This is a genomic window from Aeromonas sp. R7-1, assembly GCF_040908115.1.
GTDB classification, from domain to species: domain Bacteria; phylum Pseudomonadota; class Gammaproteobacteria; order Enterobacterales; family Aeromonadaceae; genus Aeromonas; species Aeromonas caviae.
On the sequence record NZ_JBFODD010000055.1, the window covers coordinates 86243 to 107446 of the forward strand.

A 21204-nucleotide genomic window follows, 5' to 3' on the forward strand; every position below is an offset into this window, starting at 1 on the left:
CAAGAGCGGCCCCCGGTCAGACGATGGCGATGGCGTGGTCATGGGCCGGATGGCGAATGACTTCCATGGGGATGCCATAGATGGCGTTCAGGGTCTCCCCTGTCATGATCTGTTCGGGCTCGCCGTGGGTCAGCAGACGGCCGGAGTGCAGCGCCACCAGCCGATCGCAGAAACGGGAGGCCATGTTGATGTCGTGAATGACGATGATGACCCCGAGGTTGAGCTGGCGGCTGAGCTGCTTGACGAGCGTGAGCACCTCCACCTGATGGGCCACGTCCAGGGCGGCCAGCGGCTCGTCCAACAGGATGAAACGGCTCTCCTGGGCCAGCAGCATGGCGAGCCAGACTCGTCCCCGCTCACCGCCGGAGAGGGTATCCACCAGCCGATCGGCAAAGCGTTCGGTGTGGGTCAGGGCGATGGCCCGCTCCACCTGACGGTGATCTTCCGCTCCCATCCGGCCCAGCAGGCCGCGCCAGGGGTAGCGCCCCATCTCCACCAGTTCGCGGCCGAGCAGGTTTTCGGCACTCGGCAGGTGCTGGGGCAGATAGGCCACCTGACGGGCAAACTCCCGGTTGCCCCAGGCAGACAACGGCTGGTCATCGAACAGGATCTCCCCGCCGCTGTGGGGTTGCTGGCGCGCCAGCAGCTTGATCAGGGTCGATTTGCCCGACCCGTTGTGGCCGATGAGGCCATAGACCCGACCTTGCTCGAAGCGAAGGCTGGTGGGGTGCAGCAGCGTGCGGTCATTGACCGCGAAGCTGGCGGATTTCATCTCGAACATAAGCAATTCCTGTGCTGGCTTGCTGCCAGTCTCATCGATGCCAGCATCAGGCCGGCACCTTGCCATCCAGATGGGCGACCGCATCCCGGCTCACCTGCTCGCGCTGCTCGCCGGTCAGTTCGGTGAGGCGGCCCTGGCGCATCTCCAGCAGGCGATCGGCCAGAGAAAAGTAGTGATCGTCGTGGCTGATGGCGATCACCGTCTTGCCCATCTCCTTGAGACGCGGCAACAGCACCTGATAGAAGATGCGGCGGAACTGGGGATCCTGATCCGCGGCCCACTCGTCGAACAGCATCACCTCCCGCTGCTCTGCCAGGGCCAGCAGCAGGGCGACCCGCTTGCGCTGGCCCTGGGAGAGGTCGATATCGGCGATGAAGCCATCCTCGATGGCAAGCTTGCTGCCCATCTGCAACCGCTCAAGCCACTCGGCGACCAACGCCTCTTTCGGCTCGGGCCCCAGCAAATGCTGGAACAGGTGGTAGTCGGTGAAGATGGCGGAGAAGAGCCCCAGATAGCCGTTGCGATCGGTGACCGGCTCCCCATCCAGCAGGATCCGGCCAGAGACCGGTTGATAGAGCCCGGTCAGCAGCATGGCCAGGGTCGACTTGCCGGAGCCGTTGCCACCGATGAGGAATATCTGCTCCCCCCGCTCGATCACCAGATTGATGGGGCCCACGGAGAAACCGCCCTCCCCCTGATAGTGAAAGCTCACCTGCTCCAGCTCGATGCGCTGCCAGGAGCGAGGCGCAGGCGGCAACGGGAACGCTTCGTCCGGCTCTGCCAGATTGAGGGCAGCTATCTTGTCGAACGCCACCTGGGCGGCGATCAGGGTCGGCAAGGCTCCGATACCTTGCAGCAAGGGAGTGCGCAGGAACAACAGGGTCAGGGCGAAGGTGGCGGCCACATTGGTGTTGGCCCAGCCCAGCCCGTTGGCCAGGAAGAAGACCAGGCCGATGGCACCCAGCATCATGATGTTCGACCAGTTCACCGCGCTCAGGTGGTAGGTATCGGCGCGGATGATCTGCTCCCGGTAGTCCCGGGCATTCTGCTCATAGAGCTGGTGATAGACGAAGTAGGCACGCTCGCGGTTGAGCGCCAGCTCCTTGCTCCCGGCGATGATGGACTGGTAGTTCTGGTAGAGCCTGTCTTCGGCCTGGCGCATGTGCGCCAGGTGGCGATAGACCCGGTTCACCAGCAGCCAGCCCACCACCATGGTCACGGTGACCCAGAGGGCGGTAACACCGAGCAAGGCGGGAGAGAGCAGGCCAAGGTAGATGATGGAGCCCAGGGTGAGCACCAGGCCCTGTACCAGCTCCGGCAGGCGCACGAAGGCGATGGTGATCTGACCGATGTCGCTGGAAAGGGAGGCCAGGAGCGGCCCCTGCCCTATTTGACGCAGACGGGCGACGTCGGTATCCAGCAGTTGCTTGAGCAGGCGGCCACGCAACCGGTAGACGAAATGGTGACCCAGGGTGGTCAGGGCCAGCTGGGATCCGAGCGTGATCACCAGCAGCAGCAAGACAAGGCCGACAAGCTGACCCAGGATCGGCAGCGGATCCCCGACTGATTCGATAAGCGATTGATTGATGAAGGCAATGACGCCTATCCCGCTGACAGCACTCAGCAGGCTGAGCAGGGTAATGGCGATGAAGGGCCAACGGTATTGGCGATAAACCAGTGACAAGAGTTCCATGACAGGCCTGTAGATGAATGGAAGGAGGGCGGGAGCCTTCGCCCCCGCCCGGCCTGTCGCTTACCAGCGGTAGTTGACGGTGCCGACTATGCTGCGCGGCTCGCCGTAGTAGCAGTAGTAGTCGCAGCTCGCCACATAGGTGTCGTTCAGCAGGTTGTTGACGTTGATCTGGGCACGCCAGTTCTTGGCAAAGTCATACCCGATCATCGCATCCCATACGGTGTGTGCCGGTACCTGGGCGGAACCATAGATGGGGGAGTAGTCCGCATTCACCGCGCCGATGCCGACGCTGGAACCCACATAGCGCACGCCGGAACCCAGCTCAAGACCGGATACCGGGCCCTGCTGCACCTTGTAGTTGCCCCAGAAGGAGGCCTGGTGGCGCGGGATCAGGCTCGCACGACGATCGCCGTTGCCGGTGTCGTTGGTCTTGGCATCGGTATAGGTATAGGCAGCGGTCAGGCGCAACGCCTCGGTGGCCTGCACGCTCCCTTCCAGCTCGACCCCCTGGGAGGTCACTTCACCGGCCTGGGTCTGCTGGCCGGAGCCGGTAGAGACCAGGGAGTTGGTCTGCTCCAGATCGAACAGCGCCAGGTTGATGTAGCCATCGAGGAAGCTGGGTGCGTACTTGACCCCGGTCTCGTAGAGCTTGCCTTCCAGCGGCTTGTAGGAGTTGCCGGTGTTGGGGTCTATCCCCGGCAGCACTTCGAAGGATTCCGCATAGGCGAAGTAAGGGGAGAGACCGTTGTCGGCCAGGTACATCAGGCTGCCGGAGAGAGAGAGGTTGTCGTCGTACTGTTTCTCGTTCTTGCTCTTGGCTTCGCTGATGTTGTGGGTTTCCACGTAATCGAAACGACCGCCCGCGGTCAGCAGCCAGCGATCATCCCAGCGGATCTGGTGCTGGGCATAGAGGCCGCTCTGACCCTTGGTGCTCTTCTGATGGGTCGCAGTGGATTCATCAAAACCGGGGAAACCGCTGTAATCCGGGTTCATGGTGTTGATGGCGCCCATGCCATAGTTGTCGGCTTCCTGGCCTTCATTCACATGGCGCTGCAGATCCACCCCCAGCAGCAGGGTCTGCTCCGTGCTGTCGGTGTTCCAGTAGCCCACCATCTGGTTGTCCATGGTGGCGCTCTTGGTATCCCCATCCCGGTAGACCAGGCCGCGGTAGGCGGTGGTGCCTTCATAGGTCGGGAAGATATAGGTCTGGCGCAGCAGCAGATCGTTGTAGTTGAAGCGAACGTTCTGCTTGAACTCCCAGGTCTGGTTGAGCTGGTGGGCCAGCTCGTACCCGGCGGAGATCTGGGTATTGCGATTGCGATCGTAATCCGGCTGGCTCAGGTTGGTGGAGGGATCGATCTGGCCGCCGGAGGTATTCAGGGTGCCGTAAACCGGGAAGAAGCCGTTGGTCGGCACCCCTTCATCGTGCTTGAAGCTGGAAAGCAGCGTCAGCGTGGTGCGATCAGAAATATCCAGGGTCACACTCGGCGCCAGATAGGCGCGCTCGTTGTAGGTGCCATCCAGCACGCCGTCCCGCTCGTTGTAGAGGGCCACCAGACGATAACGGCTGTTGTCGGTAAGGGTGTCGGAGACATCCACCCCGACCTGGCGCAGATCCCGGTTGCCCAGTTGCAGGTTCACCAGACCCTGCGGGGTCGCTGTCGGACGCTTGCTGATGGCGTTGATGACGCCTCCGGGAGGGGCTTCGCCATACAGAATGGAGGCCGGGCCTTTGAGCACTTCCACGCTCTCAAGGCCGAAGGGTTCCGGGGTCCAGACATAGTAACCGGTGCTGAACAGGCGGTTGCCATCCAGGTAAGAAGCCGCATCGAAGCCGCGCACCTTGAACCAGTCAGCATCCGTGTCCGAACCATAGGACTGGGACAGGACGCCGGAGCGATAGCGCAGGGACTCGTCGAGCTTGAGTACGGCGTGCTGGTCCAGCTCTTCGCGATTGACCACGGAGACGGCACGGGGGGTCTCTGCCATGGGGACCTCGACCTTCATGGCGGTCCCGGTCACGACCATGGTTTCACCCGCCTTGGGCAACTCTTTATCCGTCTGTTCCGCCGCCAACACGGGCAGGGACGCCAGCAGACAGGAGAGCGGCAGCAGCTGTGCGCCTCTCTTTCGCATCACGGCATTCGGGGTATTTTTTTGCGCAATCATATAAGTGTCTCAAATATCAATAAGTTATGTTTGATTTCTTATTATGGGTGCCCAATTGGACCGGTCAGCCCGGCGCCTCAGGCGAATAAAGCAGCGCCATGCTACTACAGGTGCCGTGATCGAATCGATTCAATAATTGCTAATCATTTGCATCTGCATTGTTAATTGATGTTTTGAAGTGTCGTTTGACAACGAAAGGTGCGATGAGGTCACAACAGGCGGAAAGAAGGCAGCATGACGGCCACGAGACCGGTTTTGGCAACAAAAAAGTGGGCAGGATCCTTATCCCCAAGCTTTATCCATATTTATCCACATACTTTGGCGGTAAGATCCCCGCTCTTCACTTTTTCGATGACATCAGGATCCATTCCATGGCCAAACTCAACCTCGTCGTCGGCTCCATGCTGGGGGCCTCCGAATATGTCGCAGATCATGTGGTCGGCCTGCTTGAACAGGCGGGCCACCAGGCGGAGATCCACAACCCCGCCAGCCTGGCCAGGATCCTGACCGAGCCAGGAGCCATCGTGCTGGTGGTCACTTCCACCCATGGTGCGGGGGATGTACCCGACAATCTGCAGCCCTTTGCCCAGGATCTTGCCGAACAGCAGCCGGATCTCGCCGCCTTCAAGTACGGAGTGATCGCCCTGGGGGATCGCAGCTATGACACCTTCTGCCAGGGCGGCAAGACGCTGGATCGGCTGCTGGCAGAGTGCGGGGCAAACCGGATCGGGGAGCGTCTGGAGATAGACGTCACCCAGCACGAGATCCCGGAAGATGCCGCAGAAACCTGGATCCACGACTGGATGACCTTGATCGGCTGATCAGGGCCAGGGAGATCCGGTCACGACCCCCGATCTCCCTGGTTATCCCCAGATCCCTATCCACCAGGTTATTAACAGGGGGATCCGGATAAGTTTTTCCCGAGAGCTCCCCACATGAGCTCGGATAATTGTGTATAACTTAGGTGCTAAGCTCTGTAAAACCTATAGTTATTCATGTATTAGATCTTGCCAACCATGTATCTGTGTATAAAAACCCATGTTATCCCCCCGTTCGCCTCCTCCGGATCCAAGCTTTTCCACAAGCAGCGATCGACCTTAACCGAATGATCTTTATGATCAAAAATGCCTTATCAACAGAAGTCGTGGATCCTAATAAAAGATCCAATAAAAGATCGATCTAAAGATCCTTAAGATCTATTTAACCGATCCCTGATCCATACTGATCCTGAAGTAGACGTTCCCCTCCGGATGCTAAACAGATAGAATGATCCGCCCTTCAGACCAGGCAAACAAAGATCTTCAGGCGTGCAGATCAAGGTGATCCCCAATGCAATACCATGAACAATTTGATGTGATCGTCGTCGGTGGCGGTCATGCAGGAACCGAAGCAGCAACAGCGGCAGCCCGCATGGGTCTCAATACCCTGTTGCTCACCCACAACATAGATACGCTGGGGCATATGTCCTGCAATCCGGCGATCGGCGGGATCGGCAAGGGACACCTGGTCAAGGAAGTCGACGCCCTTGGCGGGATCATGGCGCAGGCCATCGATCTCGGCGGGATCCAGTTCCGCACGCTCAACTCTTCCAAGGGCCCTGCGGTGCGGGCTACTCGTGCCCAGGCGGATCGCCTGCTGTACAAGGCTGTGGTGCGTCAGACCCTGGAGAACTACCCGAACCTGAAGATCTTCCAGCAGGCCTGCGACGATCTGGTCATGGACGGGGATCGCGTCGCCGGGGTCGTTACCCAGAGCGGGATCCGCATCAGCGGCAAGACGGTCGTACTGACCGTTGGCACCTTCCTCAATGGTCTGATCCACATCGGCATGGAGAACTACAAAGGGGGCCGCGCCGGGGATCCTCCCTCAATTGCCCTCGCCCAGCGCCTGCGTGAAATGCCGCTGCGCATCGATCGCCTCAAAACGGGCACGCCACCACGCATCGATGCACGCACCGTCGATTTTTCCGTGATGCAGCAGCAACATGGTGACGATCCTCGCCCGGTCTTCTCCTTCATTGGCAACGCCAGCCAACATCCGCGCCAGATGCCTTGCTACGTGACCCATACCAATGAGCAGACCCACGAGGTGATCCGCAACAACCTGGATCGCAGCCCCATGTACGCCGGGGTGATCGAGGGGATAGGCCCGCGCTACTGCCCGTCGATCGAAGACAAGATCACCCGCTTTGCCGACAAGACGGCGCACCAGATCTTTGTGGAACCGGAAGGCCTGACCACCCACGAGCTCTACCCGAACGGGATCTCCACCAGCCTGCCGTTCGACGTGCAGGTGCAGATCGTCCGGTCGATCCGTGGCTTCGAGAATGCCCATATCACCCGCCCTGGCTACGCCATCGAGTACGATTTCTTCGATCCGCGGGATCTCAAGGCCAATATGGAGAGCAAGTGCATCGAGAACCTCTTCTTCGCCGGCCAGATCAACGGCACCACCGGCTATGAAGAGGCCGCTGCCCAGGGCCTGATGGCCGGTCTGAACGCGGGCTTGCGCGCCCAGGGCAAGGAAGCCTGGCACCCACGCCGGGATCAGGCCTACATGGGCGTGATGATGGACGATCTCTCCACCCTGGGAACCCGCGAGCCCTATCGCATGTTCACCAGTCGTGCCGAATATCGCCTGCTGCTGCGGGAAGACAACGCGGATCTGCGCCTGACCGCCATCGGCCGCGAGCTGGGTCTGGTGGATGATCATCGCTGGAGCCTGTTCAATGCCAAGGTGGAACAGGTGGAGCAGGAACGTCAGCGCATGCGCTCGACCTGGATCCACCCGCAGCATCCGTCTCTGGAGGCCGTCAACGCCCTGGTCAACACTCCCCTGACCCGGGAGCAGAGCCTGGAAGAGCTGCTGCGTCGCCCCGAGGTGACCTACGATGCCCTGATGGCCATCAAGGGGGTGGGGCCTGCATTGACCGATGCGGCTGCCGCGGATCAGGTGGAGATCCAGATCAAGTACGCCGGTTACATCGAGCGTCAGCACGACGAGGTGGAGAAACAGCTGCGCAACGAAAACACCCTGCTGCCGCTGGATATGAACTACCGCGACGTGAACGGTCTCTCCAACGAGGTGATCGCCAAGCTCAACGATGCCAAGCCAGAGACCATTGGTCAGGCGTCCCGCATCTCCGGCATCACCCCTGCCGCCATCTCCATCTTGCTGGTGCACCTGAAGAAACACGGCCTGCTGCGTAAAACCGCCTGAGGAATTCCCCGTTGGACAACATGTTGGAAAGATTGAACGGCCTGCTCATGCAGGCCGGAATTGTTATCACCGAAACCCAGAAGACCCAGTTGGTGCAGTTGGTCGAGTTGCTGCACAAGTGGAACAAGGCTTACAATCTCACCTCGGTGCGAGATCCGGACGCCATGCTGGTCAAGCATATCCTCGACAGCCTGGTGGTGAGCCCTCACCTGCACGGTGAACGCTTCATCGATGTGGGGACCGGCCCGGGTCTGCCCGGACTGCCGCTGGCCATCATCAATCCGGACAAACAGTTCGTGCTGCTCGACAGCCTGGGCAAGCGGATCAACTTCATCCGCCAGGTGATCCTGGAGCTGGGGTTGACCAATGTGACCCCCGTCAAATCCCGGGTGGAGGAGTATCAACCCGAGACCGGATTTGATGGTGTACTGAGCCGGGCTTTCGCCTCCCTGGAGGACATGCTGAGCTGGTGTCATCATCTGCCGTCACCCGAGGGCAGCTTCCTGGCGCTCAAGGGACAATACCCCGAGCAGGAGCTGGCACAGTTGCCTGACAGCATTCGTCTGGTTGCCACCCACAAGCTGGTGGTGCCGGAACTGGAAGGCGAACGCCATCTGCTGGAGTTTAAAGCCATCCAGCCCGAATAGGGCCGCCGCATTCATTTAGGGGACAGTGTGGGAAAAGTCATTGCCATAGCCAACCAGAAGGGTGGAGTGGGTAAAACCACCACCTGTGTGAATCTGGCCGCCTCCATGGCCGCTACCCGGCGCAAGGTGCTGGTGATCGATCTGGATCCGCAGGGCAATGCCACCATGGGCAGTGGCGTCGACAAGTACGATGTCGAACGCACTGCCTATGAACTGCTGATCGAAGATGCCCCCATCGGCGAGGTGATCATCCCCGAAACCTCGGGAGGCTATCACCTGATTGCCGCCAATGCCGACGTGACCGCGGCAGAAATCCGCCTGATGGAGTTTTTTGCCCGCGAGATCCGCCTGCGCAACGCCCTGGCCTCGGTCAGGGACAAGTACGACTACGTCTTCATCGACTGCCCGCCTTCTCTCAACATGCTGACGGTGAACGCCATGGCCGCCGCTGACTCCGTGCTGGTGCCCATGCAGTGCGAATACTATGCGCTGGAAGGGCTGACCGCCCTGGTGGACACCATCAGCAAGCTGGCAGCCGTGGTCAATCCGGAGCTGAAGATCGAAGGGGTGCTGCGCACCATGTTCGATCATCGCAACCGGCTGGCCAATGATGTGTCCGATCAGCTGAAACAGCATTTCGGGGACAAGGTCTATCGCACCATCATTCCCCGCAACGTAAGACTGGCGGAGGCGCCGAGCTTTGGCGCGCCAGCCATGCACTATGACAAATCATCGGTGGGGGCCAAGGCCTATCTGGCCCTGGCTGGCGAGATCCTGCGCCGCCAGGAACAGGAGTCCCAGCCGTTCACCGCAGATCGAGAGAGCATATGACGCCGAAGAAACGTGGGCTGGGCAAGGGGCTGGACGCCCTGCTCAGCACCAGCACGGCCGCCCGCCAGAAACAGGTGATGAGCGACCAGCGCACCGAACAGGCCATGGCCCCGACCAATCAGGGGGAATTGCGCAAGCTGCCGGTGGAGTGGTTGCAGTCCGGCAAATACCAGCCGCGCAAGGACATGTCCCAGGATGCGCTGGAGGAGCTGGCCAACTCCATCCGTGCACAAGGGGTGATCCAGCCCATAGTGGTTCGCTCCATCGGTGAAAACCGTTTCGAAATCATTGCTGGTGAACGCCGCTGGCGCGCCTCCCAGCTGGCCCGTCTCGAAGTGGTGCCCTGCCTGGTCAAGGATGTCGCCGACGAGGCGGCCGTCGCCATCGCACTCATCGAGAACATCCAGCGTGAAGATCTCAACGCCATCGAGGAGGCCGTCGCCCTCCAGCGCCTGCTGACGGAGTTCGAACTGACCCACCAGCAGGTTGCCGAGGCGGTGGGCAAGTCCCGCACCACGGTCACCAACCTGCTGCGTCTCAACCAGCTCAACGAGGACGTGAAGCGCTTCGTGGAACACGGCGACCTCGACATGGGGCATGCCCGTGCCCTGCTGGCCCTGAGCGGCCAGGCCCAGTCAGAGCTGGCCAAACTGGTGGCCCAGAAGGGGCTGACAGTGCGAGATACCGAGAAGCTGGTGCAAAAAGCACTGGAACCGGCAAAAACCAGGGTTGAACCCGTCCGCGATCCGCAGTTTGGTTATCTCGAGCGCCAGATTTCTGAAAAAATTGGCAATCAGGTGCAACTTCAGCCGGGCAAGAAAGATAGCGGCAAGTTAGTAATAAGTTACGATAACTTGGCAGATTTGGACCGGGTATTGGGCTATTTTGGCCTGTCAGAATCGTGATTTTTACGCTTTTTGTAGTAATAAAACATCCATTACTTTCGATATGAACATAACCTTAATTTCGCGCGGAAAGCCGCAAAAATTAAGGATTTTTGCCATGTTGCAATAGCCGTCTTCACGGGTATAATTTGACCGGCTTTTCGAGCTGTGAACCTGGGGTCTTCGGATCCCGATTTTTTACAGTTCTGTAATGTTCAGGGGTAGGTTGGTGAAGCAGAAAATAGCCTTGGAAGGTTTGACGCTGGCCTTGGCTATGCTCGTTTGTCAGCTGGTCCTGATCCTGGCGATCGCCACCGTCTGGTTTTATCAGGCGGGAAAGTTCGCCGGACAATCCTCTCTCTACGGAGGGGGGATGTACTGGGTTCCTCAAGCCCTGTTCACGCTCTGGGTTCTGCGCCGCAAGGTGACGAAAGAGAGCGTAGGCCTGGTTTTGCGGGACTTTTATGGTGGGGCAGGGATTAAGCTCATTACTACAACAGGACTTTTCGCCCTGCTGTTTGGCGCCGGGATTGAGGTCGACACCGCCTCGTTCTTCGCCACTTATATCCTCGCCCTCGTTGTACAGTGGATAGTTTCATTCACGCTTAACAACCACTATTAGGAAAACTCATGTCTGCAACCGGAGAAGTCCTGACTCCTCAGGGATATATCTCCCACCACCTGACCCACCTGCAGGTAGGGTCCGGGTTCTGGACGGTGAATATCGATTCCATGATATTTTCCGTCGTGCTAGGCGCCCTGTTTATCTGGTTGTTCCGCAAGGTTGCCGTCAAGGCCACCAGCGGTGTGCCCGGTAAGCTGCAGTGCTTTGTGGAGATGCTGGTCGAGTTTGTGAATGGTAACGTCAAGGACATCTTTCATGGTCGCAACAAGGTCATCGCACCTTTGGCCCTGACGGTGTTCGTGTGGATCTTCCTGATGAACTTCATGGACCTGATCCCCGTTGACTTTATCCCTCACGCTGCACAGTTGATGGGTGTTCCCTATCTGCGTGTGGTTCCCTCTGCTGACGTTAACATCACCATGTCCATGGCTTTGGGCGTGTTCTTCTTGATCCTGTACTACAGCATCAAGGTCAAGGGTATCAGCGGGTTCGTGAAGGAGCTGACGCTTCAGCCTTTCAACCACCCTGCTGCCATCCCGGTTAACTTCATCCTTGAAACCGTCACGTTGATTTCCAAGCCTGTTTCATTGGGTCTGCGACTGTTCGGCAACATGTATGCTGGCGAACTGATCTTCATCCTGATTGCGGGTTTGTTACCCTGGTGGTCACAGTGGATCCTGTCCGTGCCTTGGGCAATCTTCCACATCCTGATCATCACTTTGCAGGCGTTTATCTTCATGGTTCTGACCATCGTCTATCTGTCGATGGCGCAGGAAGACCATGGTTGATGCAACTCAAATAATCCTTTTTATACAATCAATTACATCTAAATAAATGGAGATCCTCATGGAAAACTTGAACATGGACCTGCTGTACATCGCTGCTGCAATGATGATGGGTCTGGCGGCTATCGGCGCCTCCATCGGTATCGGTATCCTGGGTGGCAAGTTCCTGGAAGGTGCAGCTCGTCAACCTGACCTGATCCCTGTTCTGCGTACCCAGTTCTTCATCGTGATGGGTCTGGTGGATGCGATCCCGATGATCGCCGTTGGTCTGGGTCTGTATGTGATGTTTGCGGTTGCCTAAGTCATTACGACTCACGCAGAACCCATTAACTAACTAAAGAGGACATCGGCTGTGAATATCAACGCCACCCTCCTCGGCCAAGCAGTTGCTTTTTTCATCTTCGTAGTGTTTTGCATGAAGTACGTATGGCCGCCGCTGATGGCTGCCATCGAAGCCCGTCAGAAAGAAATCGCTGACGGCCTCTCTTCTGCAGAGCGTGCCAAGAAAGATCTGGAGCTGGCCAAGGCCAACGCCACCGATCAGCTGAAAGAAGCCAAGCTTCAGGCTGCTGAAATCATCGATCAGGCCAACAAACGCAAGGCCCAGATCATTGATGAGGCCGCTGTCGGAGCCCAAGCTGAGCGGGAGAAAATCCTGGCTCAGGGCCGTGCAGAGATCGAAGCTGAACGTCATCGTGCCAAAGAAGAACTGCGCAAGCAGGTTGCTGCTCTTGCCATCGCGGGTGCAGAGAAGATCCTGGCACGCCAAATCGACCAGGCTGCCAACAGCGACATCGTCGACAAACTGGTAGCAGAACTGTAACGGGAACGGGGCTATGTCTGAACTGACTACAATCGCTCGCCCCTACGCCAAGGCTGCTTTCGAGTTTGCCGTTGAGCACAAGGCGGTTGACCAATGGCTGGAGATGCTCGATTTCGCCGCTCAGGTGGCAGAAAACGAGACCATGCACAGTCTGGTAAACGGTTCCGTTGCTGCCGAAGAACTGGCAAAGCTGTTTGTCGGTGTCTGCGGTGAGCAGCTCAACGAGCACGGTCAGAACCTGATCCGGGTGATGGCCGAGAATGGTCGCTTGGGTGTGCTGCCGGCGGTCGTTGCCGAATTCGTCGCGCTCAAGGCTGAACTGGACAAAGAAGTTCAGGCTGACGTGATTTCGGCGATCGAACTGACCGACCAGCAGAAAGCCAATATTCAGGCTTCTCTGGAACAACGTCTCGCGCGCAAAGTGAAGCTGAATTGCAGCACAGATGCGTCCTTGATGGCCGGGGTGCTCATCAAGGCCGGTGATCTCGTTATCGACGGCACGGTCCGCGGTAAGCTGGATCGCATGGCCGATGCGCTGCAATCTTGATTGGGGTATTAGAGCATGCAACTGAATTCCACTGAAATCGCCGAGCTGATCAAGCAGCGCATTGCGCAGTTTGATGTCAAAAGCGAAGCGCGTAACGAAGGTACCATCGTTTCTGTAAGCGACGGTATCATTCGTATCCACGGTCTGGCCGATGCCATGCAGGGTGAGATGATCGAGCTGCCGGGCAACCGCTTCGCTCTGGCATTGAACCTGGAGCGTGACTCCGTTGGTGCCGTAGTAATGGGTCCCTATGCCGATCTGGCCGAAGGGATGAAGGTAAAGGGTACCGGCCGCATTCTGGAAGTGCCGGTCGGTCGTGGTCTGTTGGGCCGGGTGGTCAACACCCTGGGTCAGCCGATCGACGGTAAGGGTCCGGTAGACAACGACGGCTTCTCGCCGATCGAAGTGATCGCCCCGGGCGTTATCGAGCGTAAGTCTGTTGACCAGCCAGTCCAGACCGGTCTGAAAGCCATCGATGCCATGATCCCTATCGGTCGTGGCCAGCGTGAGCTGATCATCGGTGACCGCCAGGTTGGTAAGACCGCCATCGCCATCGACACCATCATCAACCAGAAAGATTCCGGCATTAAGTGCGTCTACGTTGCGATCGGCCAGAAGGCCTCCACCATCGCCAACGTGGTGCGCAAGCTGGAAGAGCACGGCGCCCTGGCCAACACCATCGTGGTCGTGGCTTCTGCCTCCGAAGCGGCTGCTCTGCAGTACCTGGCTCCCTACGCCGGTTGCTCCATGGGCGAGTACTTCCGTGACCGCGGCGAAGACGCACTGATCATCTATGATGACCTGTCCAAGCAGGCCGTTGCCTATCGCCAGATCTCCCTGCTGCTGCGCCGTCCGCCTGGACGTGAAGCTTACCCGGGTGACGTCTTCTATCTGCACTCCCGTCTGCTGGAGCGTGCTGCTCGCGTCAACGCCGAGTACGTAGAGAAGTTCACCAATGGTGCCGTGAAAGGCCAGACCGGTTCCCTGACCGCCCTGCCGATCATCGAAACCCAGGCCGGTGACGTCTCCGCGTTCGTTCCGACCAACGTGATCTCCATCACCGACGGCCAGATCTTCCTGACCTCCCAGCTGTTCAACTCCGGTATTCGTCCGGCGGTTGACCCGGGTATCTCCGTATCCCGTGTGGGCGGTGCTGCTCAGACCAAGATCGTCAAGAAGCTGTCCGGTGGTATCCGTACCGCGCTGGCCCAGTACCGCGAACTGGCGGCATTTGCCCAGTTCTCTTCCGACCTGGACGATGCCACTCGCAAGCAGCTGGATCACGGTCAGAAAGTCACCGAGCTGATGAAGCAGAAGCAGTACTCTCCGATGAGCGTGGCCCAGCAATCCCTGGTGCTGTTCGCCGCCGAGAAGGGTTATCTCGCCGATGTCGAACTGAGCAAGATCGTCGACTTCGAAGCCGCTCTGCTCTCTTACGCCAATACCCAGCATGCCGAGCTGATGGCTGAAATCAATGCCAAGGCCGACTACAACGACGCGATCGTTGGCAAGCTGACTGCGTTGCTGGATGACTTCAAGGCAACCCAGACCTGGTAAGCGTGTGTGGCAGCGCAAGCTGCCACCTGATGGAGAGAAGAGATGGCCGGCGCAAAAGAGATACGTAACAAGATCGGGAGTGTGAAGAACACTCAGAAGATCACCAGCGCTATGGAAATGGTGGCAGCGAGCAAGATGCGCCGTGCGCAGGAACGCATGTCTGCCAGCCGTCCGTACGCTGAAACCATGCGCAAGGTGATCGGCCATATCGCTCAGGGGAACTTGGAATACAAGCACCCCTACCTCATCGAACGTGAGGTGAAGCGAGTGGGTTACATCGTCGTCTCCACCGACCGTGGCCTGTGTGGTGGTCTGAACATCAACCTGTTCAAGGCTGCCCTCAATGATATGAAGCAATGGAGCGCGAAAGGTGCCAAGGTTGACCTGGCATTGATCGGTAACAAGGCCTCCAACTTCTTTGAACGGCACGGCGCCAAGGTGAAAGCCCACGTCTCCGGACTGGGTGACAACCCGAGCGTCAATGACCTGATCGGTTCAGTGAAGGTCATGCTGAAGGCTTACGACAACGGTGAGATTGACAGGCTGTACCTGGTGTACAACAAGTTCGTCAACACCATGGTTCAGCAACCAAAAGTCGATCAACTGCTGCCTTTGCCCGTAACAGAAGACAGCAAGCTCGCCAAGAAGCACCACTGGGACTACCTCTATGAGCCGGATCCCAAGCAACTGCTGGATACCCTGCTGATTCGCTACGTCGAATCCCAGGTCTACCAGGGTGTGGTAGAAAACTTGGCAAGTGAACAGGCAGCCCGAATGGTTGCCATGCAAGCCGCGACTGACAACGCCGGCAACCTGATTAACGATCTGCAACTGGTATACAACAAGGCCCGTCAGGCCAGTATTACCCAGGAGCTCACAGAGATCGTTTCCGGTGCTGCTGCGGTGTAAGGCAAGGGTTATCAAAGGTTTAGAGGATTTGACATGAGTAACGGTTTCATCGTCCAAATCATCGGCGCTGTGGTGGACATCGAGTTCCCGCAGAATGCCGTGCCCCAGGTGTACGATGCACTGAAGGTTGTCAGCGAAGGCCAAGGCCAGGGTCTGGTACTGGAAGTTCAGCAACAGATCGGCGGCGGCGTCGTGCGTTGCATCACCATGGGTTCCTCCGACGGTCTGCGTCGTGGGTTGGAAGTAGTTAACAGCGGCAAGGCCATCCAGGTACCGGTCGGTACCTCGACCCTGGGCCGTATCATGAACGTATTGGGCGACCCCATTGACGAGAAGGGTCCGATCGGCGAAGAAGAGCGTTGGTCCATCCACCGCGAAGCCCCCAGCTACGAAGATCAGTCCAACAGCACCGAGCTGCTGGAGACCGGCATCAAGGTTATCGACCTGGTATGTCCGTTCGCCAAGGGTGGTAAGGTTGGTCTGTTCGGCGGCGCCGGCGTAGGCAAGACCGTCAACATGATGGAGCTGATCCGTAACATCGCGATCGAGCACAGCGGTTACTCCGTGTTCGCCGGTGTAGGTGAGCGTACCCGTGAGGGTAACGACTTCTACCACGAGATGATGGAGTCCAACGTACTGGACAAAGTATCTCTGGTTTACGGTCAGATGAACGAGCCGCCCGGAAACCGTCTGCGCGTGGCGCTGACCGGCCTGACCATGGCCGAGAAGTTCCGTGACGAAGGTCGTGACGTGCTGTTCTTCGTGGACAACATCTACCGTTACACCCTGGCCGGTACCGAAGTATCCGCACTGCTGGGCCGTATGCCCTCCGCAGTAGGTTACCAGCCGACCCTGGCCGAGGAGATGGGTGTTCTGCAAGAGCGCATCACCTCCACCAAGACTGGTTCCATCACCTCCGTACAGGCCGTTTACGTGCCTGCGGATGACTTGACCGACCCGTCTCCGGCGACCACCTTCGCCCACCTGGATGCGACTGTCGTACTGTCCCGTCAGATCGCGGCACTGGGTATCTACCCGGCCGTTGACCCGCTGGACTCCACCTCCCGTCAGCTGGATCCGCTGGTGGTTGGCAAGGAGCACTACGAGACCGCTCGTGGCGTTCAGACCGTACTGCAGCGCTACAAGGAGCTGAAGGACATCATCGCCATCCTGGGTATGGATGAACTGTCAGAAGAAGACAAACTGACCGTAGCCCGTGCCCGTAAGATCGAGCGTTTCCTGTCCCAGCCGTTCTTCGTGGCCGAAGTATTTACCGGTTCTCCGGGCAAATACGTGCCTCTGAAGGAAACCATCCGTGGCTTCCAGGGCATCCTGAAGGGCGAGTATGACGATCTGCCGGAGCAGGCGTTCTACATGGTTGGCGGCATCGACGAAGTCGTCGAGAAGTCCAAGAAACTGTAAGCCTCGATAGGAGGGCCCATGGCTGAGATGATCTCCTTTCACCTGGATGTGGTGAGCGCCGAAGGAAAACTGTTTTCCGGTCGCGTGCAATCCGCCCAGGTATCAGGCTCCGAAGGTGAGCTGGGTCTCCGCCACGGTCATGCTCCGTTGCTGACTGCCATCAAGCCGGGCCTGGTCCGCTTGATCAAGCAAAATGGTAGCGAAGAGGTGCTGTACATCTCCGGCGGCATGCTGGAAGTACAACCCGAAGCCGTGACCGTGCTGGCCGATACCGCCATTCGCGCAGACGATCTGGATGAGGCGAAAGCCCAGGAAGCCAAGCGTCGTGCCGAAGAGCGGATCAACAGCTCCCATGGTGATATCGACTATGCTCAGGCGTCTGCCGAGCTGGCCAAAGCGATGGCCCAGCTGCGGGTTATCGATATCGTCAAAAAGAATTACCGCTAATCACGGTGATGCAAAAAGCGACCTTCGGGTCGCTTTTTTTTTGCCCGTTGGATAGACTCCGCCCAGCATTTCCACCTGTTTCAAAGGCTAGCTATGTCTCTCAACGTCGTGATCCTGGCTGCGGGCAAAGGCACCCGCATGCGTTCCTCCCTGCCCAAGGTGCTGCACCCCGTTGCCAGCAAGCCCATGGTCTCCCATGTGATCGAGACCGCCCGCCAGATCGGTGCCGAACAGCTGCACCTGGTCTATGGCCACGGCGCCGAACTGCTGAAGGAGCGGATTCAGGCATCCGACCTGAACTGGGTGCTGCAGGCCCAGCAACTGGGGACCGGCCATGCCGTCGCCCAGGCCATTCCGTTCTGGCATGACGAAGACGACGTGCTGGTGCTCTACGGCGATACCCCGCTGATCCAGCCCGAGACCCTGCAACGCTTGCTGGCCGCCAAGGCCGACGATGGCATGGCGCTGCTGACCGTGGTACTGGACAACCCGACCGGCTATGGCCGCATCGTGCGGGAACATGGTCAGGTGGTCGGCATTGTCGAGCAGAAGGATGCCAACGCCGAGCAACTTGCCATCCGCGAAGTGAACACCGGCGTGCTGGTGGCGAACGGTGCCCAGCTGCGCGGCTGGCTGTCGCGCCTGGACAACAAGAACGCCCAGGGCGAGTTCTATCTGACTGACGTCATCGCCATGGCCCATGGGGATGGTTGTGCCATCGCCGCCGTCCACCCTGACAGCACCATGGAAGTGGAAGGGGCCAACAACCGGGTGCAGTTGGCCCAGCTTGAGCGCAGCTACCAGCAGATGCAGGCCGAGAAGCTGATGATCGCTGGCGCCACCCTGATCGATCCGGCCCGTTTCGATCTGCGCGGCACCCTGGAAATCGGGGAGGAGGTGGTGATCGACGTCAACGTCATCATCGAAGGCAAGGTGGTGCTGGGCAATCACGTGCGCATCGGTGCCGGCAGCGTATTGAAGGATTGCGTGATCGGCGACCACACCGAGGTGAAACCCTACTCCGTCATCGAAGGTGCGCAAATTGCCGACCAGTGCTCGGTCGGGCCCTTTACCCGCCTGCGCCCGGGTGCCGTGCTGGAGCAGGATGCCCATGTCGGCAACTTCGTCGAGATGAAGAAGGCTCGGCTGGGGGTGGGCTCGAAGTGCGGTCATCTGACCTATCTGGGTGATGCCGAGATCGGAGCCGGGGTGAATATCGGTGCCGGCACCATCACCTGCAATTACGATGGGGTTAACAAGTTCCAGACCATCATCGAGGACGATGTCTTCGTCGGCTCCGATACCCAGCTGGTGGCGCCGGTGCGGATCGGCAAGGGGGCGACCCTGGGGGCGGGTTCCACCATCACCAAGGATGTGGCGGAAAACGAGCTGGTGATCACCCGGGTGCCCCAGCGCCACATTCCGAACTGGGCTCGCCCGGTCAAGAAGAAGTGATGCCCGATCAATGAAATGCAAACCGGCGCCCGAGGGCGCCGGTTTTTTTGCTTATGGCTGATGTCTGGTGTCACTGGTCGATGGCTGGGGGGTCGCCCATGCGGTGGCGGAGGGACTGTTCTCCATCACCTGATACCAGTCGAGCTTGCGAGTCAGCCCCATGACCAGCGCCAGGGTGGCGAACAGCAGCAGGGCGCCGAGCAACAGGGCTGTCTCCTCGGCCTGCAGCAGCCCGAACAGGATGGCGTAGACCAGCCCCAGCAGGGTGGCGAATCCCATGCCCTGTTTCGGGCCGCCCAGCACATGGCTCAGGTAGAAGCCGTTGAGGGCCACACTGGCCAGGGCGGCAATGAGATAGGCCCAGGCAAAGCCGAGATGCTCGGTCAGCGCCAGCAGCACCAGATAGAAGATGGCCAGCCCCATGCCCACCAGCGCGTACTGGATGGGGTGTACCCGCAGCCCCTTGAGCAGCTCGAACATGAAGAAGCTGATGAAGGTGAGGCCGATGAACAGCAGGGCATATTTGGCGGCCCGCTCGTTCAGCTGATAGTGATCCACCGGTTGCACCAGGCTGACGCTGAATGACGGCAGTTTGGTACCGGCTCCCTTCATCATGCGGTTGAAGCGGCTCTCCATGTCGGTGGCGAACCAGCTGGTCTGCCAGCTTGCCTCGAACCCTTGATCCGCAAGGGTGCGTTCACCGGGCAGAAAGTCGCCGAGAAAATTGGGATGGGGCCAGTTGCCGCTTAGGTGAAACCGGCTGTCCTGTCCGAGCGGCACCACTTCCAGCGCATTCATGCCTTGCAGATCCAGCTCGATGTGAAAGCGGCCATCTTCGTCTGGCAAGGCGTCGAGCGGGGCATGGATCCCCACTCGCCCGTCCCCCAGCTGGGCGCCAGGGGCAAACGGGATGCGTTGCTCTCCCCATTGCAGTTCGGGTACGCGGCTGATGCCCCGGGCATCGGAGAGGATCAGGCTGAGATAGGGTTTGCCTGGCACCAGGGCGGGATCCGCCGGGTCGAAGCTCAGGTTCGGGTTGCCGGCCACCAGCCCCTTGTCAGCCAGGCTGGTGGGCATCAGGCCGGAGAGGGAGAGGCGACTGTGATAAATCTGGGCCTGATAGATACCGAGCTTGCGCGGGGTCACCTCCATGCTGGCCCGCACGTCCAGCCTCTGGGGCAGCAGGTAGCGATAGACCTGCTCCTTGCGAACGAAATGTTTGCCATCCTGCTCGACGGTGGGTCCGGGTATAGGGCTGTACCAGTACGGGCCCCATCAGGCGCTGGGGCCCGCTGTGGCTGGCCATGATGCTGTGAATGGCCTGACTGCGATAGGCCTGGCGCTCCCGATTCAGCTCCATGATGGCGTGAACCGGGATCATCATCAGCAGGCAGAGCAGCAGCAGCAGGGCGATCTTGTGGGTGAAAATCTGTTTGACCATGACACGTCTCCTTGTTGTTGAACGGGAGTGTGCCGGGGTCGCGTGAAGGGAGGATGGGGCAGTGTGAAGTGGTGGTGAAGGGGGATAAAAAAACCGGCGCCAGGCGCCGGTGTTGCTGGCATCAGAGTGTCTTCAACCGGGCCGGCAGGGCGGCGAACACCTCCTCCCTGGCCCTGAGGGAAGCGAACTGCTTGCCCGGCTTCTGGATAACGGTGTGGACGAAGATGAGCGTCTTGTCCTGTTTGCTGGCCCAGCCGACGAACCAGCCGATCTGCTGCTCCCTGTCCAGGCTGCCATCCAGCAGCTTGGGGTAGCCCATGCCGGTCTTGCCGTGGATCTGCCAACCGTCGATGTCGGGCTGACGCATCAGGTTGGCGGTATGGCGCAGGGTCTGGGCGGAGACCGGCAGCTTGCCGCTCACCATCTTGCCGAGGAAGCGGGCTTGCTCCTGGGGGCTGATGGCGAGGCTGGCGCTGAGCCAGGCCTGGGTCAGACCGTCGTGCTTGCCCGGGTTGCCTTCAAGATCCCGGTTGCCGTAGTCGAAGCTGTCCACGTAGTGCTGGAAGCGAGCTTCTCCCAGCCACTCGGTGAGGCGCTGCGAGTACCAGATGACCGAGAATTGCATCCAGCTGCTCGGGGTGGTGGTCTGTTTCCACTCCGGCAGGAAATCAGGGTCACCGGCCTTGAACGGCAGGGCCGGCAGTTGTTCATCCACCAGAAAGCCGCTGTCATAGCCCATCAGTGCCAGCGGGATCTTGAAGGTGGAGGCCGGGGTCAACTGGGCGGCACAGTCCCCCTGGGTGCTGACGGGTTTGCCGGTGCCATCGGCAAACAGCATGCAGCCAGAAGCGGCGCTGGCAGGCAGTGCACAGAAGAGGCCGGCGGCAAGCAGACCGGACAACAGCATACGGGGCATATCTATCTCCTTGATTAATATGAATGCGCATCGACGGGGACGGTCGTCATCGA

Annotated in this window: 19 protein-coding genes and 1 pseudogene; 15 read left to right on the plus strand and 5 right to left on the minus strand. The window is 59.2% G+C overall.

The window, feature by feature from the left end; genetic code table 11:
• Nucleotides 1–16: 16 nt before the first annotated feature.
• Genes AB5Y51_RS16415 through AB5Y51_RS16425 form a run of 3 tightly spaced genes read right to left on the minus strand, consistent with a single transcriptional unit; the run spans nucleotide 17 to nucleotide 4643 of the window.
• Nucleotides 17–781, minus strand: a complete 765-nt coding sequence (locus AB5Y51_RS16415) for an ATP-binding cassette domain-containing protein (RefSeq protein WP_010672275.1) — start codon at nucleotides 779–781, stop codon at nucleotides 17–19.
• 46 nt (nucleotides 782–827) lie between these two features.
• A complete protein-coding gene (locus AB5Y51_RS16420; RefSeq protein ID WP_368178747.1) occupies nucleotides 828–2474 on the minus strand; it encodes a multidrug ABC transporter permease/ATP-binding protein in 1647 nt (548 codons plus the stop codon).
• 60 nt (nucleotides 2475–2534) lie between these two features.
• Nucleotides 2535–4643 (minus strand): TonB-dependent siderophore receptor, encoded by a 2109-nt coding sequence (locus tag AB5Y51_RS16425; protein WP_368178748.1) that lies wholly within the window; start codon nucleotides 4641–4643, stop codon nucleotides 2535–2537.
• Nucleotides 4644–5014: 371 nt separating this feature from the next.
• On the opposite strand from AB5Y51_RS16425, the gene mioC reads away from it, so the two are divergent.
• The 15 genes from mioC (at nucleotide 5015) to glmU (ending at nucleotide 18794) form a co-directional block, all read left to right on the plus strand.
• On the plus strand, nucleotides 5015–5464 hold the full coding sequence (gene mioC / locus AB5Y51_RS16430; protein WP_048209373.1) for an FMN-binding protein MioC: 450 nt from the start codon (nucleotides 5015–5017) through the stop codon (nucleotides 5462–5464).
• Between the two features lie 508 nt (nucleotides 5465–5972).
• Nucleotides 5973–7862, plus strand: coding sequence for a tRNA uridine-5-carboxymethylaminomethyl(34) synthesis enzyme MnmG (gene mnmG / locus AB5Y51_RS16435; protein WP_368178749.1), 1890 nt, complete (start codon nucleotides 5973–5975; stop codon nucleotides 7860–7862).
• Nucleotides 7863–7882: 20 nt separating this feature from the next.
• The gene (gene rsmG / locus AB5Y51_RS16440) at nucleotides 7883–8509 is read left to right on the plus strand and encodes a 16S rRNA (guanine(527)-N(7))-methyltransferase RsmG (protein WP_041215794.1); all 627 of its coding nucleotides are present in this window, start codon (nucleotides 7883–7885) and stop codon (nucleotides 8507–8509) included.
• Nucleotides 8510–8536: 27 nt separating this feature from the next.
• Nucleotides 8537–9340, plus strand: a complete 804-nt coding sequence (locus AB5Y51_RS16445) for a ParA family protein (protein ID WP_042016124.1) — start codon at nucleotides 8537–8539, stop codon at nucleotides 9338–9340.
• Nucleotides 9337–10245: a ParB/RepB/Spo0J family partition protein gene (locus tag AB5Y51_RS16450; protein WP_010672268.1), complete on the plus strand. Its 909-nt coding sequence runs from the start codon at nucleotides 9337–9339 to the stop codon at nucleotides 10243–10245. The genes AB5Y51_RS16445 and AB5Y51_RS16450 overlap by 4 nt, the downstream gene beginning before the upstream one ends.
• A gap of 190 nt (nucleotides 10246–10435) precedes the next feature.
• Nucleotides 10436–10846, plus strand: coding sequence for an ATP synthase subunit I (locus AB5Y51_RS16455; protein WP_048209371.1), 411 nt, complete (start codon nucleotides 10436–10438; stop codon nucleotides 10844–10846).
• Nucleotides 10847–10854: 8 nt separating this feature from the next.
• Entirely contained in the window at nucleotides 10855–11637 is a 783-nt protein-coding gene (gene atpB / locus AB5Y51_RS16460) for a F0F1 ATP synthase subunit A (protein WP_010672266.1), read from the plus strand.
• Between the two features lie 58 nt (nucleotides 11638–11695).
• Nucleotides 11696–11935, plus strand: a complete 240-nt coding sequence (atpE, locus tag AB5Y51_RS16465; protein ID WP_010672265.1) for a F0F1 ATP synthase subunit C — start codon at nucleotides 11696–11698, stop codon at nucleotides 11933–11935.
• A 51-nt stretch (nucleotides 11936–11986) separates the two neighbouring features.
• Nucleotides 11987–12457 (plus strand): F0F1 ATP synthase subunit B, encoded by a 471-nt coding sequence (gene atpF / locus AB5Y51_RS16470; RefSeq protein ID WP_010672264.1) that lies wholly within the window; start codon nucleotides 11987–11989, stop codon nucleotides 12455–12457.
• A gap of 13 nt (nucleotides 12458–12470) precedes the next feature.
• The gene (gene atpH / locus AB5Y51_RS16475; RefSeq protein WP_010672263.1) at nucleotides 12471–13004 is read left to right on the plus strand and encodes a F0F1 ATP synthase subunit delta; all 534 of its coding nucleotides are present in this window, start codon (nucleotides 12471–12473) and stop codon (nucleotides 13002–13004) included.
• Nucleotides 13005–13019: 15 nt separating this feature from the next.
• Nucleotides 13020–14561 carry a F0F1 ATP synthase subunit alpha gene (gene atpA, locus AB5Y51_RS16480; protein WP_010672262.1) on the plus strand — a complete coding sequence of 514 codons (1542 nt, stop codon included), beginning with the start codon at nucleotides 13020–13022 and terminating at the stop codon, nucleotides 14559–14561.
• A 42-nt stretch (nucleotides 14562–14603) separates the two neighbouring features.
• Entirely contained in the window at nucleotides 14604–15470 is an 867-nt protein-coding gene (gene atpG / locus AB5Y51_RS16485) for a F0F1 ATP synthase subunit gamma (RefSeq protein ID WP_010672261.1), read from the plus strand.
• Between the two features lie 33 nt (nucleotides 15471–15503).
• Nucleotides 15504–16892 (plus strand): F0F1 ATP synthase subunit beta, encoded by a 1389-nt coding sequence (atpD, locus tag AB5Y51_RS16490; RefSeq protein ID WP_010672260.1) that lies wholly within the window; start codon nucleotides 15504–15506, stop codon nucleotides 16890–16892.
• Between the two features lie 18 nt (nucleotides 16893–16910).
• The gene (locus AB5Y51_RS16495; RefSeq protein ID WP_010672259.1) at nucleotides 16911–17339 is read left to right on the plus strand and encodes a F0F1 ATP synthase subunit epsilon; all 429 of its coding nucleotides are present in this window, start codon (nucleotides 16911–16913) and stop codon (nucleotides 17337–17339) included.
• A gap of 93 nt (nucleotides 17340–17432) precedes the next feature.
• The gene (gene glmU, locus AB5Y51_RS16500) at nucleotides 17433–18794 is read left to right on the plus strand and encodes a bifunctional UDP-N-acetylglucosamine diphosphorylase/glucosamine-1-phosphate N-acetyltransferase GlmU (RefSeq protein ID WP_368178750.1); all 1362 of its coding nucleotides are present in this window, start codon (nucleotides 17433–17435) and stop codon (nucleotides 18792–18794) included.
• A gap of 51 nt (nucleotides 18795–18845) precedes the next feature.
• Here glmU and creD read toward each other — a convergent pair.
• Together creD and AB5Y51_RS16510 are read right to left on the minus strand one after the other, a co-directional pair.
• A pseudogene (gene creD / locus AB5Y51_RS16505) lies at nucleotides 18846–20235 on the minus strand (cell envelope integrity protein CreD).
• Between the two features lie 121 nt (nucleotides 20236–20356).
• Nucleotides 20357–21151, minus strand: coding sequence for a class D beta-lactamase OXA-1163 (locus AB5Y51_RS16510; protein WP_042016119.1), 795 nt, complete (start codon nucleotides 21149–21151; stop codon nucleotides 20357–20359).
• Nucleotides 21152–21204: the final 53 nt, after the last annotated feature.

Coding starts and splice junctions, on each gene's coding strand:
- atpG (WP_010672261.1), top strand. CDS start 14,604: ATGGCCGGCGCAAAAGAGATACGTAACAAGATCGGGAGTGTGAAGAAC.
- mnmG (WP_368178749.1), top strand. CDS start 5,973: ATGCAATACCATGAACAATTTGATGTGATCGTCGTCGGTGGCGGTCAT.
- atpH (WP_010672263.1), top strand. CDS start 12,471: ATGTCTGAACTGACTACAATCGCTCGCCCCTACGCCAAGGCTGCTTTC.
- AB5Y51_RS16495 (WP_010672259.1), top strand. CDS start 16,911: ATGGCTGAGATGATCTCCTTTCACCTGGATGTGGTGAGCGCCGAAGGA.
- atpE (WP_010672265.1), top strand. CDS start 11,696: ATGGAAAACTTGAACATGGACCTGCTGTACATCGCTGCTGCAATGATG.
- AB5Y51_RS16455 (WP_048209371.1), top strand. CDS start 10,436: ATGTTCAGGGGTAGGTTGGTGAAGCAGAAAATAGCCTTGGAAGGTTTG.
- AB5Y51_RS16420 (WP_368178747.1), bottom strand. CDS start 2,474: ATGGAACTCTTGTCACTGGTTTATCGCCAATACCGTTGGCCCTTCATC.
- atpD (WP_010672260.1), top strand. CDS start 15,504: ATGAGTAACGGTTTCATCGTCCAAATCATCGGCGCTGTGGTGGACATC.
- AB5Y51_RS16450 (WP_010672268.1), top strand. CDS start 9,337: ATGACGCCGAAGAAACGTGGGCTGGGCAAGGGGCTGGACGCCCTGCTC.
- AB5Y51_RS16415 (WP_010672275.1), bottom strand. CDS start 781: ATGTTCGAGATGAAATCCGCCAGCTTCGCGGTCAATGACCGCACGCTG.
- AB5Y51_RS16510 (WP_042016119.1), bottom strand. CDS start 21,151: ATGCCCCGTATGCTGTTGTCCGGTCTGCTTGCCGCCGGCCTCTTCTGT.
- AB5Y51_RS16425 (WP_368178748.1), bottom strand. CDS start 4,643: ATGATTGCGCAAAAAAATACCCCGAATGCCGTGATGCGAAAGAGAGGC.
- atpB (WP_010672266.1), top strand. CDS start 10,855: ATGTCTGCAACCGGAGAAGTCCTGACTCCTCAGGGATATATCTCCCAC.
- rsmG (WP_041215794.1), top strand. CDS start 7,883: ATGTTGGAAAGATTGAACGGCCTGCTCATGCAGGCCGGAATTGTTATC.
- atpA (WP_010672262.1), top strand. CDS start 13,020: ATGCAACTGAATTCCACTGAAATCGCCGAGCTGATCAAGCAGCGCATT.
- glmU (WP_368178750.1), top strand. CDS start 17,433: ATGTCTCTCAACGTCGTGATCCTGGCTGCGGGCAAAGGCACCCGCATG.
- mioC (WP_048209373.1), top strand. CDS start 5,015: ATGGCCAAACTCAACCTCGTCGTCGGCTCCATGCTGGGGGCCTCCGAA.